This window comes from Dyella sp. SG562, from assembly GCF_011759495.1.
GTDB lineage: Bacteria > Pseudomonadota > Gammaproteobacteria > Xanthomonadales > Rhodanobacteraceae > Dyella_D > Dyella_D marensis.
The window spans coordinates 93,987-106,886 of the sequence record NZ_JAAOYS010000001.1; the positions used below are offsets into that span (position 1 = coordinate 93,987).

The 12,900-nt window shown below is 65.4% G+C and carries 11 protein-coding genes; 5 read left to right on the forward strand and 6 right to left on the reverse strand.

The genetic code is table 11. The features are described 5' to 3' along the window. From FHW84_RS00425 to FHW84_RS00435, 3 genes are read right to left on the reverse strand one after another with little or no spacing between them, the layout of a single operon-like run. On the reverse strand, positions 1-444 hold the full coding sequence (locus FHW84_RS00425; RefSeq protein WP_167252161.1) for a lysozyme inhibitor LprI family protein: 444 nt from the start codon (positions 442-444) through the stop codon (positions 1-3). Further along, the gene (gene sufB, locus FHW84_RS00430; protein WP_167252162.1) at positions 441-1,928 is read right to left on the reverse strand and encodes a Fe-S cluster assembly protein SufB; all 1,488 of its coding nucleotides are present in this window, start codon (positions 1,926-1,928) and stop codon (positions 441-443) included. Before sufB ends, FHW84_RS00425 begins: the two co-directional genes overlap by 4 nt. Further along, positions 1,925-2,386, reverse strand: a complete 462-nt coding sequence (locus FHW84_RS00435; RefSeq protein ID WP_167252163.1) for an SUF system Fe-S cluster assembly regulator — start codon at positions 2,384-2,386, stop codon at positions 1,925-1,927. The genes sufB and FHW84_RS00435 overlap by 4 nt, the downstream gene beginning before the upstream one ends. Positions 2,387-2,631: 245 nt before the next feature. Between FHW84_RS00435 and FHW84_RS00440 the strand changes: the two genes are divergently transcribed. The 5 genes from FHW84_RS00440 (at position 2,632) to FHW84_RS00460 (ending at position 7,500) form a co-directional block, all read left to right on the forward strand. After that, positions 2,632-2,970, forward strand: a complete 339-nt coding sequence (locus tag FHW84_RS00440) for a P-II family nitrogen regulator (RefSeq protein ID WP_167252164.1) — start codon at positions 2,632-2,634, stop codon at positions 2,968-2,970. Beyond that, a complete protein-coding gene (locus tag FHW84_RS00445; protein WP_167252165.1) occupies positions 2,960-4,321 on the forward strand; it encodes an ammonium transporter in 1,362 nt (453 codons plus the stop codon). Before FHW84_RS00440 ends, FHW84_RS00445 begins: the two co-directional genes overlap by 11 nt. Positions 4,322-4,584: 263 nt before the next feature. Next, the gene (locus tag FHW84_RS00450; protein WP_167252720.1) at positions 4,585-5,595 is read left to right on the forward strand and encodes a phosphotransferase; all 1,011 of its coding nucleotides are present in this window, start codon (positions 4,585-4,587) and stop codon (positions 5,593-5,595) included. Then, entirely contained in the window at positions 5,592-6,263 is a 672-nt protein-coding gene (murU, locus tag FHW84_RS00455; RefSeq protein ID WP_167252166.1) for an N-acetylmuramate alpha-1-phosphate uridylyltransferase MurU, read from the forward strand. The genes FHW84_RS00450 and murU overlap by 4 nt, the downstream gene beginning before the upstream one ends. A gap of 133 nt (positions 6,264-6,396) precedes the next feature. Beyond that, positions 6,397-7,500, forward strand: a complete 1,104-nt coding sequence (locus tag FHW84_RS00460) for a sterol desaturase family protein (RefSeq protein ID WP_167252167.1) — start codon at positions 6,397-6,399, stop codon at positions 7,498-7,500. A gap of 52 nt (positions 7,501-7,552) precedes the next feature. On the opposite strand, the gene FHW84_RS00465 is transcribed toward FHW84_RS00460, so the two are convergent. From FHW84_RS00465 to secF, 3 genes are all read right to left on the reverse strand, one after another. Continuing rightward, positions 7,553-8,068, reverse strand: coding sequence for a hypothetical protein (locus FHW84_RS00465; protein ID WP_167252168.1), 516 nt, complete (start codon positions 8,066-8,068; stop codon positions 7,553-7,555). A 237-nt stretch (positions 8,069-8,305) separates the two neighbouring features. Beyond that, positions 8,306-11,398: a TonB-dependent receptor gene (locus FHW84_RS00470; RefSeq protein WP_167252169.1), complete on the reverse strand. Its 3,093-nt coding sequence runs from the start codon at positions 11,396-11,398 to the stop codon at positions 8,306-8,308. Positions 11,399-11,932: 534 nt separating this feature from the next. Next, positions 11,933-12,886, reverse strand: coding sequence for a protein translocase subunit SecF (gene secF / locus FHW84_RS00475; RefSeq protein WP_167252170.1), 954 nt, complete (start codon positions 12,884-12,886; stop codon positions 11,933-11,935). Positions 12,887-12,900 lie beyond the last annotated feature (14 nt).

Genomic DNA, 12,900 nt, shown 5'->3' on the forward strand with positions numbered 1-12,900 from the left:
TCACTTCAAATCCGCGGAGTTCTTGATGGAGCCGGAGCAGGTGTCGCCTTCCTGGGCGCCGTCCAGCCAGACCTTGAGTTGTTCGGTGCGCTGGCGGGTGAGCTTCGCCTTGGCGCCGGTGTAGCAGGTGGGATACATGCTGCCGTACTGGACGCGCGCGTCCTGACCCTTGGCCACCGGATAGAGCGCTTCCAGCTCGGCGTCGCGGAACTGCAGCCACAGGCGCTGCGAGGCCTTGAGCTTGTCCAGGAACTGCGGCTGGTCCTTGTACTTGGCCAGGATGCTTTTCCACACGCTGTTGAGTTCGGCGTCGGCCTTGCTGAAATCGGCGCCGGCGCAGGCGTCGATCTCCAGCTGCGTACCCGGCGCCTTGCAGTCGGGCTGCTGGGCCACGGCCGCCAGCGGCAGCGCGGCGCAGAGCAGGAAAACCAGCGCGCGCTTCATCCGACGGCTCCTTCCAGCGATACCTCCAGCAGCTTCTTCGCTTCCACCGCGAATTCCATCGGCAGCTCGCGGAACACCTGCTTGCAGAAACCGTCGACGATCATCGACACGGCGTCTTCCTCGCTGATGCCGCGGCTGCGGCAGTAGAACAGCTGGTCGTCGGAGATCTTCGAGGTGGTGGCCTCGTGCTCGACGATGGCGCTGGGGTTCTTCACTTCCATGTACGGGAAGGTGTGCGCGCCGCAGCGCTTGCCGATCAGCAGCGAATCGCACTGGGTGTAGTTGCGCGCGCCCTCGGCGCCCTTCTCCACCTTGACCAGGCCGCGGTAGGCATTGGAGCTGCGGCCGGCGCTGATGCCCTTGGAGACGATCTTCGACTTGGTGTGCTTGCCGATGTGGATCATCTTGGTGCCGGTGTCGGCCTGCTGGCGATGGTGGGTGAGCGCCACCGAATAGAACTCGCCCACCGAGCGGTCGCCGCGCAGCACGCAGCTGGGGTATTTCCAGGTGATCGCCGAACCGGTTTCCACCTGGGTCCAGGAGATCTTCGAATCCGCGCCGCGGCAGTCGCCGCGCTTGGTCACGAAGTTGTAGATGCCGCCGACGCCGTTCTCGTCGCCCGGATACCAGTTCTGCACCGTGGAGTATTTGATCTGCGCGCGTTCCAGCGCCACCAGTTCCACCACCGCGGCGTGCAGCTGGTTCTCGTCGCGCATCGGCGCGGTGCAGCCTTCCAGGTACGACACGTAGGCGTCGTCCTCGCACACGATCAGGGTGCGCTCGAACTGCCCCGTGTTCATCGCATTGATGCGGAAGTAGGTGGACAGCTCCATCGGGCAGCGCACGCCCTTGGGCACGAATACGAAGGAGCCGTCGGAGAACACCGCGGAATTGAGCGCGGCGAAGTAGTTGTCGCCGGTGGGCACCACGCTGCCCAGGTATTGCTGCACCAGGTCGCCGTGCTCGCGGATCGCCTCGCTCATCGAGCAGAAGATCACGCCGGCCGCGGCCAGCTCCTTGCGGAAGGTGGTGCCGACGGAGACCGAGTCGAACACCGCGTCCACCGCCACGCCGGCCAGCTTGGCGCGCTCGTGCAGCGGCACGCCGAGCTTGTCGTAGGTTTCCAGCAGCTTCGGGTCGACTTCGTCCAGCGACTTGGGGCCGGCCTTGGGCGCGGCGTAGTAGCTGATCGCCTGGTAGTCGATCGGCGCGAGGTTCAGCTTGGCCCAGTCCGGCGACGGCATGGTCAGCCAGTGGCGATAGGCCTGCAGGCGCCACTCGGTCATCCATTCGGGCTCCTGCTTGATCGCGGAGAGCTGGCGGATGATGTCCTCGTCGAGGCCGGGCGGCAGGCTGGTGGTTTCGATGTCGGTGACGAAGCCGGCCTCGTAGCGGCGGCCTAGCGCTTCCGCTACTTCGGCGTTGTCGCGCAGCAGCGTGGCGGCGCTGGCTTCGACGGCCGTGTTGCTGGGTTCGTGAGTCATGCGGTGGTCCTGCTTTTCAGGGTGCTGAGTGCGACGGTCGCCACCGGCGGCGCGGGTTGCGGCTTGAGCATGTCGGCGAGGCTGACGGCGCGCAGGGCGTTGTCCACCACGTGGCTCACCAGCCGCCAGCTGCCGCGCACGTTGCATTGCGATTCGCGCTCGCACTGCCCCGTGGCGACGCCGCATTCGGTCATGCCGATCGGTCCTTCCATCGCTTCCACAATCTGCGCCAGCGAGATGGCTTCGGCCGGACGCGCCAGCCGGTAGCCGCCGTTGACGCCGCGGAACGATTCGACCAGCCCCGCGTGGCTCAGCGACTTCAGCAGCTTGCTCACGGTGGGCAGCTCCAGCCGCGCCTCGTCGGCGATCTGCGCGGTGCTGAGCACGTCGTGCGGATGCACGGCGATGCAGGTCATCACCACCGTGGCGTAATCGGTAAGGCGGCTGACGCGGAGCATGGGGACGGAAGGCGGCGGGGATCGGGGAATCGGGACCAAAATGGTACGGATTAAGCGGGTTCGGGTCAATCGAGCGGCGTTGCACCAAACACGGGCAGCCGGCGTCGCGGACGCGCCAAGGCGGAGCTTGATCGGAGAAGCCGCTGCTCTAAGTCATTGAATCTGCGCATGCCGATATTGCTGATCCGGCTGGCACGCAACGTGCTGCGCTGCCACATATCAATCCGCCATGGGGAAAGCGCCGGATGAAGTGGCTTACCGCGATCATCAAACCCTTCACGCTGGACGACGTCCGGCAAGCCCTGTCCGAGGCCGGCGTCGCCGGCATGACAGTCACCGAGGTCAAGGGCTTCGGCCGCCAGCACGGCCACACCGAGCTGTACCGCGGCGCCGAGTACGTGGTGGATTTCCTGCCCAAGCTGAAGATCGAAGTGGCGGTGGCCGACGAGCAGCTGGAGCAGGCGATCGAGGCGATCAGCGGCGCGGCGCGCACCGGCAAGATCGGCGACGGCAAGATCTTCGTCAGCGAGCTGGAACAGGCGATCCGCATCCGCACCATGGAGGTCGACACCGATGCGCTTTGAGAGGCGGGTAACGGGGAATGGGGAACGGGGAGCGGGACGCCTCCTCGCGCTGGGAGCATTGCTCGCATCGGTCGCGCTGCCGGCATGGGGGCAGGCCGCCGCGCCTGCGCATATCGACAGCGGCGACACCGCCTGGATGCTCACCGCCACCGCCCTGGTGCTGCTGATGACCATTCCGGGCCTGGCGCTGTTCTACGGCGGCATGGTGCGCGCGAAGAACCTGCTGTCGGTGCTGATGCAGTGCTTCGCCATCACCGCGATGGTGACGGTGCTGTGGATCGTCTACGGCTATTCGCTGGCCTTCAGCACGGAGGGCATGCAGGCCGGCAGCATCGGTTGGCATTCCATCATCGGCGGACTCGATCGCGCGATGCTGGCCGGCCTCAAGCCCGACTCGCGCTACCAGACGGTGCCCGAGGCGGTGTTCGTGATGTTCCAGATGACCTTCGCCATCATCACGCCCGCGCTCATCGTCGGCGCCTATGCGGAGCGCATGAAGTTCAGCGCCATGCTGTGGTTCAGCGGCCTGTGGCTGACCTTCGTCTACCTGCCGGTGGCGCACATGGTATGGAGCGGCCCCGGTTCGCTGCTGGGCGACCTGGGCGTGCTGGATTTCGCCGGCGGCACGGTGGTGCACATCAATGCGGGTATCGCCGGCCTGGTCGCCTGCCTGGTGATCGGCAAGCGCCGCGGCTTTCCGCACGTGCCGATGCCGCCGCACAACCTCGGCTACACGGTGGTCGGCGCCAGCCTGCTGTGGCTGGGCTGGTTCGGCTTCAACGCGGGTTCCGCGGTGGCCGCCAACGGCAGTGCCGGCATGGCCATGCTGGTGACGCAGATCGCCACCGCCGCCGCCGCGCTGGGCTGGCTGGTGGCCGAGTGGGTGGTGCATGGGCGGCCCAGCGTGCTGGGCATCGTCTCCGGCGCGGTGGCGGGACTGGTGGCGGTGACGCCGGCGGCCGGCACCGCGGGGCCGGGCGGATCGCTGGTGCTGGGCTTTGCCGCCGGCATGGTGTGTTTCTTCAGCGCCACGCGGCTGAAGCACAAGTTCGGCTATGACGACTCGCTCGACGTGTTCGGCGTGCACGCGGTGGCGGGCATTCTCGGCGGCCTGCTCACCGGCCCGCTGGCTTCGCCGGCGCTGGGCGGCTTCGGCACAGTCACCTCGCTGTGGGGCCAGCTGTGGATCCAGGCCAAGGGCGTGGGCTTCACCATCGCCTGGAGCGCCGTGCTGAGCTTCGTGCTGCTGAAGCTGATCGACAAGACGCTGGGCCTGCGCGTGGATGACGAGCAGGAAATGGTGGGGCTGGATATCGCGCTGCACGAAGAGAAGGCTTACAACCTCTCCTGATTAACCAGCTGGCCTCGGTCTACAAACTGGAATCCTTCTCCCTCCGGCGACCCGAAGGTAGTCCCCGTGGGAGAGAAGGTGGCGGCAGCCGGATGAGGGTACGGGCGGAGCGATACACATCACTCCTACGCTCCGACCGCACCCTCACCCCAACCCCTCTCCCGAGGGGAGAGGGGCTTAATAGTTGCGATGCGTTGGGTTCGCTGCGCTCACCCCAACCTACGCGGCTTGTGGCTTGGCGAGGTCCGGCGGCGGCCGCTAAGCTGCCCGCCATGACCGACCGCTCCGCCGCCCGCCTCGCCTGGGCCCGCTCCGTTCTCGACGATGCCACGCTCACGCTGGAATCGGCTTCCTCCGACGCCAGCTTCCGCAGCTACTGGCGCACGCACCATCAGGGCAGCAGCTGGATCGTGATGGACTCGCCGCCGGACCGCGAAGACCCGCGCCCCTGGCTGGCCATCGGCGAACGCCTCGCCGCCGCGGGCCTGCATGTGCCGGCGGTGCGCGCGAAGGATCTGCAGCAGGGTTTCCTGCTGATCGAAGACCTCGGCCACCGGCTGTACCTGTCGGCCTTGAACGAGCGCAACGCCGACGCGCTGTACGGCGATGCGATGGATGCGCTGCTGCGGATGCAGACGCGCATGGACTACCGCGACCTGCCGCCGTTCGACCGCGAGGTGCTGGTGCGCGGCCTGGAAGTGATGCCGGAGTGGTTTCTCACCCGCCACCTGGGCCATACGCCCAGCGGCGAAGAACGAGAGGTGCTGCAAGGGGCGTTCGAACTGATCGTCGGGAACGCACTGGAGCAACCGCGCTGCTTCGTGCACCGCGATTACCACAGCCGCAACCTGCTCGTCGTCGAACGCAACAATCCCGGCGTGATCGACTTCCAGGGCGCACTCGCCGGCCCCGTCACCTACGACCTCGCCTCGCTGCTGCGCGACGCCTACATCGTGTGGCCGCGCGAACGCATCGAAGCCTGGGTGGAGTCGTACCGCCAGCGCCTGCTCGGCGCAGGGATGATCGATGCGGGCGTGGATGCCGCGCGCTTCCTGCGCTGGTTCGATCTCACCGGCCTGCACCGCCACGTGCGCGTGCTCGGCCAGTTCTATCGGCTGTGGTATCGCGACGGCAAGCCGGGCTATCTCGCCGACGTGCCGACGGTCTATCGCTACGTCAGCACGGTGGCGCGCAGCTATCCGGAACTGGCCGGCTTCGCCGCACTGCTGGAACGCCACGCGGCCGGCCGCGACCTGACCCAGGTGGCCGCATGAGGCACGCGCTGATCTTCGCCGCCGGCCTGGGCGAGCGCATGCGCCCGCTTACCGACCGCACGCCCAAGCCCTTGCTCATGGCGGGTGGCAAGCCGCTGATCGTGTGGCACCTGGAAAAGCTCGCGGCGATGGGCGTGCACTACGTGGTGATCAATACCTCGCATCTGGCGGACCAGTTCCCGGAGGCGCTGGGCGATGGTTCGCGCTGGGGCCTGCGCATCCGCTACGCCTACGAAGGCCCCACCCCGCTGGAAACCGGCGGCGGCATGCTCAATGCGCTGCCGCTGCTGGGGCCGGAACCGTTCATCGCGGTCAGCGCCGACATCTACTGCGATTACGACTACGCGAGGTTGCCATGGGAACCCGCCGGCCTCGCCCATCTGGTGATGGTGCCGAATCCGGATTGGCATGCCGCGGGCGACTTCGTGCTGCACGATGGCCAGTTGCAGGAACAAGGCGCGGGCGAGCGGCTCACCTTCGGCAATATCGGCGTGTACCGGCCGCAGTTCGTGCACGGCCATGCGCCCGGGCGCTTCAAGCTGCTGCCGCTGTACCAGCAGGCGATGCGCGATGGACAGCTCAGCGGCGAACGCTACGACGGTTTCTGGCGCAACCTGGGCAACCCGGCCCAGCTGGCGGAGCTGGACGCGCACTTGCGCCGCGGCTGAACCTGGCGTGCCCGCAAAATCCTGCCGGCCTTGGAGGGCGCCGCCGCCGGGCGCTATTCTGTACTGACCGGTTCTGTAGCAAGTCCGCATTCCACCTGCAGGATCGTCCGTCTTTTCTTGCAAGGTTTCGCCGATGGCCGAACTCTGGTCCCGTCTCGTCGATTGGTTCGCCGGGCATGGCGTGCTCCCCGTGCTGCAGCTGCTGCATCTGCAGGGGCTGGCGGGCGACCCTAAGGACATCGCCGAATCGCTGCTGATCGCCACCTTGCAGCTGGGCATCATCGGCCTGGTCTTCCGCCCGCTGGAAACCCTGCTGCCCGCCGAGCGCTGGGCCGACCGCAAGCTCACCCGCGTGGATTTCCAGTACACGCTGATGATGCTGGTCGGCATCTTCCCGGTCTTCAGCTTCCTGGTGCTGACGCCGATCGCCAATTACTTCGGCGGCCCGGACACCGGCCCCTCCGACGCCAGCGTCTCGCCACTCGCCATCACGCACTGGGTGCCGTGGCTGAAGCAGCATCCGTGGCTGCTGTTCGGCTGCTATTACGTGGCCTACGACTTCGTCTATTACTGGATGCACCGCCTGCAGCACGCCCTGCCCTGGTGGTGGGCACTGCACAGCATGCATCACAGCCAGCGCCAGATGAGCTGCTGGACCAACGACCGCGGCAGCCTGGTCGACGGCTTCCTGCAGTCGATGGTGCTGGCCACGGTCGGCATCGTGATGGGCGTGGAGCCGGACCAGTTCGCATGGCTGGTGCTGCTGGGCGAACTGGTGCAGAACTTCTCGCACGCGAACGTGCGCATCGGCTTCGGACCGGTACTCGGGCGCGTGTTCGTCGATCCGAAATTCCACCGCTTGCACCATATGCTGGTGGATCCGGAACGCCCGGGCCTGCACAACTGCAACTTCGGCCAGGTGCTGTCGGTGTGGGACGTGCTGTTCGGCACCTCGCTCTACGGCATGGCGCCGCGGCCGACGGGCGTGGGCGACCCCACCGTCGATGCCGACAACGAGCATGGCCTGATCGGGCTGCACTGGGCCGCGTTCAAGCGGTTCTGGGGTGCGGTGCGGCGGCCGGCGGGATGGAGGCTGGGCGAGGTGGCGTTCGGGCCGGGGTATGAGCCGATACCGGTGGAGCAATGGGACGGCCATATGCGTGACCATGCCCACCCGTCGGAGCCGCCTGCCGATCCGCTGCCGGGCGACACACGGCCGGTTCCAAGCACCAGCTGAAACCGGTGCTGAGAAAAAAGCCCGCCGAAGCGGGCTTTTTTAGTGCAGCGAGTTACTGGATCAACCAGGAAAGGCAATCGCCGCCTTCCGCCTGGCAATCATGTTCGTTCGGCGGATAACTTTCGCTGCCGGCGACATGCACGCTGGACTGCAAGGCCGGAAGGAACGTTGGCGTGGGATTGCCGCAGGCGGCCAGAGAACAGGAAACCGCATCCGTCATGCCGGGCGGCAGATGGTCGATGCGGGTATTGCGCACCCCGCCCGGCTGCGTGGCGATCTGTTGGGGCACGCACACCCAGCCAGGGCCGTCCGTACCGCTGTAGCACAGCTCACCGACGATCTTGACGGTCGTCATGCACAGGGTGACGTCTTCACGCCAATAAATGCTTGTAACGCCCGCAGCCTTGCGCGGAGTCGCCGTACTGCAGCTGAGCAGCGATTGTCCGACCACATTGCCGGAGGCATCGAAATACGTGAAGTTCTCAGCGTACGCCCAGGCGGCGAAAGCGCTGCTAGTGAAGAAGGTAAAGGCCAGGCCGCACAAGATGCTTATCACACGAAGCTTCATCGCTTATCCCTCTGCTGATGTTTCTGTGATGGGGGGACGCCCGATTGATCAGTGAGCCGTATAGCCGTCTATTCGAGCCGTTCGACTCTAGTCGCGACCATGGGCAACAGCAAGCCACGACATTTACTGCACCGCCACCCATGGCCCGGGCAATAAAAACGTCGAACTAATCGACTGCACAAAAAAAGCCGCCGGGATTTCCCCGGCGGCTTTGTGTTGCTGCAACTGATCGCTCGATCAGAAGTCGTACGTCACACCGAAGCGGACATAACGCGGGGTCTGCGAGCTGATCGGACGCAGGTAGCTCGAGCTGGTCGAGATCGCGTAGACCTGCGTGGTGGTCTGCTTGTTCAGCACGTTGTAGACCATCACGTTGAAGCCCAGCTTCTTGTCCGCCCATTCCGGACGGTACTCGGCGCTGACGCTCAGCAGGTAGGTCCACGGGTTGCGGGTGGTGCCAGGCGACCACGGCTTGCCGTCGCAGAAGTGGTAGTACGGACCGTAGCCCAGACCCGGATTGGTCTCGTCCGCGCCGTACAGGCCAAGGCAGGTGCGCGGCGTGCCGGACAGGATCGCGAGGTTACCGGAAACCATCCACTCCGGAGCGATCTGATACGAGCCGTAGGCCTTGATCTGGTGACGGCGGTCGTTCGAGAGCGAGCCGTTGGCGTAGTCCATGACCTGGGCGTAGTCCCAGTCCACCGTCGCCGAGACGTCGGTCTGGCCGATATCCGAACGCACCTGGCCTTCCGAGTTGCCGAAGCTATGCGACCACACGTAGTCCACGCGGCCGTACCACTTGCCGTCGAACGGATGCTCCAGGAACAGGTTCAGGCCGTAGTACTTGCGCTTCATCGTGGTGTTGAAGCCGAAGTCCTTCTGCCAGTCCATCGGGACGCTGTAATAGCCGCCGGCGAGCTTCGGAATCAGGAAGGTCGCGCTCTTGCCCGGATTGATCAGGATGCTGCCCGGCACCTGGGTGGCGTCGTAGGTGGCCGGATCGATGCCCAGCTCGTTCATCTTGCGGATGATCGAAACGTTGTCGCCGATATCGTCGATCGCGTTGCGCAGCTTGCGGTAGGTGGCCTTGGCGCCGTAGACCCACGAGTCGCCCAGCTTCTTGTCGAAGCCGAGGATGAACTCGTCCTGGTACTCGGACTTCAGGTCACGCGCGGAAGCGACGTTCGGATCGCGCGGCTGGCCGTACTCGCCGTTGGCGGAGAACGGAGCGCCCGCGCCGCGGCTGGTGTCGATCGGGGTCAGGCCGGTCGGCACGCCGTTGGCGTCGATACCCGTGTAGGTGAAGTACTCGCGGGTGTACAGCGAGGAACCCGCCGAACGCAGGGCCACGCTGGTCGGCATCGCCAGGTAGTAGCGGCCGGCGTTGCCGTAGACCTTGAAGCTGGAGTCGCCGTAGACGTCCCAGCTGAAGCCCACGCGCGGAGCCCACTGCGGCTTGGTCAGGCGCAGGTAGGGCGCACCGGAAGCACCGAAGTTGGTGAACTGGTCGTTGCGCAGGCCGATCTTGACCAGCCAGCGGTCGTTGATCTGCCAGTCGTCCTGCAGGTACTGGGCGCGCTGCTGCACGCGGACCGAAGCGTTGTCGTGGTAGCGGTAGCGGGCCACGTAGTAGCCGGTTTCACCGCCCGGCTGCGAGCCGGTGTTGGCCACCCACGGCGAGTTGTGCCAGTCGGCACCCGGCTGAGCGGTACCCGGGCCACCGATGATGTAGGTGTCCGGATCGCCGTCCATGGTGTTGTATTCCCACGCATAGCCGAGGCCAGCGGCGGGGAATTCGGTACCGGCGTCGGTGTTGCGCACGTCCTGGTTGTCGATACCGCCGGTGATGGTGTGGTCACCGAGCTTGTAGGTCAGGTCGACGCGCAGGTTGGTGTTGGTGGTCTTGTGACCCGGCAGGTTGATCGTCGAAACCGTCTGGTTGTTCGTGATCGGATTGCCGCCCGTGATGTCCGGGTTCTGGTTTTCCGTGGTGAACAGGTACGGGTTGGTCGGATCGTAGCCCGGGGTGTTGGTGTAGTACTTGCCCTTCATCTTGCCGTACTGCACCGACAGGGTCAGGTCATCGGTGATGTAGCTGGTGAACTTGGTCGTGTACAGATCGAACGAGTTCTTGACCGACGTGTCGTAGCTGTTGAAGGAGCCTTCCTTCAGCGTGCCGTAGTCGAAGTTGTTCAGCGTGCCGTTGTACGACGTCTTGTTGGAGACGCCGGTCACTTCGAGGATGTTGCTGTCGGTGATGTTCCAGTCCAGCTTGCCGTACCACTTCGGGCTGTTGATCTTGCCGTGGTCGACGAACGGAGCGGTGTTCGGGCCGACGCCGGCAGCCGAGCTCAGGCTGGTGTTCTTGCCCTGCTCACGCTCGTATTCGGCGGCCAGGAAGAAGAACAGCTTGTCCTTGACCAGCGGACCGCCGACATAGGCGGAGTACGTGGTGGTCCAGGACTTGTTGTCGTTGCGGTACTGGCGGAGCTTGCCGTTCGAACCGTCCTTGTTGACGTAGTAGTAGTTCTTCGGGTCGCTCTCGAGCGAGGTCGGGGTCCACAGGACCTGGCCGCCGAAGTGCCACTCATTGGTGCCGCGCTTGCCGACCTGGCTGATCACGCCGCCGTCCGAACGGCCATAAGCCGCGCCGTAGCCGCCGGTGAGGATTTCCTGCTGGTCGATCGCGCCGTAGGGCAGGCTCAGGCCGCCCAGGCCGCTCAGCGGGTCGGTGGTGTTGAAGCCGTTGATGTAGTACGCGTTCTCCGTCACCGACGAACCGCCGAACGAAACCAGCGGGCCGCCCATGTTGCCGGAGAAGTAGCTGCTGCCCTGGACCACGCCCGGGGCCAGCAGCGCGATCGCTTCGGCGCTGCGCGCGAGCGGCAGGCGAGCCAGCTGCTGGGAGGTGATCACCGTGCGCGAGTCGACGCCGGAGACGTCGATGGCCGGCAGCGCGTTGGCCGTCACCGTCACGGCGGACAGCGACGAGGCGTTGTTGGCCGAGGCGAACGAGACTTCCGTGGTCGAACCGACGGTCAGGGTGACGTCCTTGCGGGTGTCGACCGTGGAGCCGCCCTTCTGCAGGGTGACGGTGTAGGAACCGACCGGCAGGTTGGTGGCGCTGTAGCGGCCGCTGGCGTCGACCGTCACCTGGCGGTTCAGGCCGGTGGCGCTGGTGATCGTCACGATGTCGCCGGCTTCAGCCTGACCGGTGATGTTGCCGGTGGTGGCCTGGCCGAACGCAACGCCGGACACGCCGGCCATGATCAGCGCAGCGGCAAGCGCCGTATGACGCAGATAGCCGCGATTCAAGGAACGAAAACTCATTTGGATCTCCCCGAAAACGCCCACGTGGGGTGTGGGCAAAATTGAGCAAAACCGCCCGCAATGCGGGCGATAGGCCAAAAGTTTGCAAAGACTGCGCCTGTAGGTAACTCCCCCTGCAGACTGCCCCTCTGCGTTCCCCTCTGCGGCGACGATTTCTTGCGGGCCTCCCGTGGCTGTAAGCAAGCTGTCGTCTGACTGTCGCATCAGGAACATCCCGAAAATAACGTCGACCGTTACATCAAGTCAACATTTACTTAATGAATCGCACAGCGCTGCGGTTTTCAAGCCATCGCCATTCCCCTCTTCCGCGCCCGAATCTGCGAACGCCGGAAATAGCGCCCGCAATACATTGAGCCGCTTCGCAATATCTTGCGTGGCAATGCGGCAAGTAATCGCGACTCAGCGATTAATCTCAATTGGGAATAGGCAATCGGGGATTAAGCCGCTAATCGAATGGCCGCACTCAGCGCCAGTGCCGCGCATAAAAAAAGCCCGGCGCGAGGCCGGGCTTTCCGAGGATGCTGGCGCCATGCCTTACGGGCGCCGCGCCAGCTCCGGGTTCTCCCTGGTCTGCGGCATCAGGTCCTGCTTGGACACGCCCAGCCACAACAGGATCGGGCTGGCCACGAAGATGGACGAGAGCGTACCGACCAGGATGCCGATCAGCATGGTGATGGCGAAGCCCTGCACCACCGCGCCGCCGATGAAGTACAGCGCGGCCATGGTGATGGCGGTGAACAGCGAGGTGATGATGGTTCGCGACAGCGTGCTGTTGATCGAGCGGTTCAGCACTTCCACCGGCTCGGCCTTGCGCGCCAGGCGGAACAGCTCGCGGATACGGTCGAACACCACCACCTTGTCGTTGATGGAGTAGCCGATCACCGCCAGCACCGAGGCCAGCACGGTCAGGTCGAACTCGCGGCCGGTGATCACCAGCACGCCCAGGGTCACCAGCACGTCGTGCACCTCGGTGGCCAGCGCGGCGATGGCGAAGCGCCGCTCGAAGCGCACCCACAGGTACAGGCCGATGCCCAGGATGACCAGGCCCGCGGCCATGGTGCCGTCGCTGCGCAGTTCGTCGCCGACCTGCGAGCTGACCGAGGAGCGGCTCTTGAGCTGGGCATCGGGACGCGCGGCCTGCAGCGCCCCGCTGACGACGGCCGAGACCTTGTCCAGGTTAACCTTGCCCTGGTCCAGCATGGCCGCGGTGGGCTGCATGCGGATCGAGACTTCCTTGGTGCCGCCCAGGCTTTGCACCACGGCGTGCTCCATGCCCGCCTTGGCCAGCGCCTCGCGCACGTCGGCCACGGCCACCGGCTGCTGGTAGCTGATCTCGGCGGAAATGCCGCCGGTGAAGTCCAGGCCGTAGTTGAGGCCGCGGGAAGCCAGCAGGGCGATCGACACGAGCATGAGCAGCACGGCGATGCCGATGCTGACCTTGCGCATGCCCAGGAAGTTGACGTTCGCGTTGTGGTTGAAGATTTCCATGATTGCCAGTTCCT

What these genes read in the sequence shown, in the direction of transcription:
- FHW84_RS00465 (WP_167252168.1), bottom strand. Translation starts at nt 8,068, where the DNA reads ATGAAGCTTCGTGTGATAAGCATCTTGTGCGGCCTGGCCTTTACCTTC.
- FHW84_RS00425 (WP_167252161.1), bottom strand. Translation starts at nt 444, where the DNA reads ATGAAGCGCGCGCTGGTTTTCCTGCTCTGCGCCGCGCTGCCGCTGGCG.
- FHW84_RS00470 (WP_167252169.1), bottom strand. Translation starts at nt 11,398, where the DNA reads ATGAGTTTTCGTTCCTTGAATCGCGGCTATCTGCGTCATACGGCGCTT.
- secF (WP_167252170.1), bottom strand. Translation starts at nt 12,886, where the DNA reads ATGGAAATCTTCAACCACAACGCGAACGTCAACTTCCTGGGCATGCGC.
- sufB (WP_167252162.1), bottom strand. Translation starts at nt 1,928, where the DNA reads ATGACTCACGAACCCAGCAACACGGCCGTCGAAGCCAGCGCCGCCACG.
- FHW84_RS00435 (WP_167252163.1), bottom strand. Translation starts at nt 2,386, where the DNA reads ATGCTCCGCGTCAGCCGCCTTACCGATTACGCCACGGTGGTGATGACC.
- FHW84_RS00460 (WP_167252167.1), top strand. Translation starts at nt 6,397, where the DNA reads ATGGCCGAACTCTGGTCCCGTCTCGTCGATTGGTTCGCCGGGCATGGC.
- murU (WP_167252166.1), top strand. Translation starts at nt 5,592, where the DNA reads ATGAGGCACGCGCTGATCTTCGCCGCCGGCCTGGGCGAGCGCATGCGC.
- FHW84_RS00445 (WP_167252165.1), top strand. Translation starts at nt 2,960, where the DNA reads ATGCGCTTTGAGAGGCGGGTAACGGGGAATGGGGAACGGGGAGCGGGA.
- FHW84_RS00440 (WP_167252164.1), top strand. Translation starts at nt 2,632, where the DNA reads ATGAAGTGGCTTACCGCGATCATCAAACCCTTCACGCTGGACGACGTC.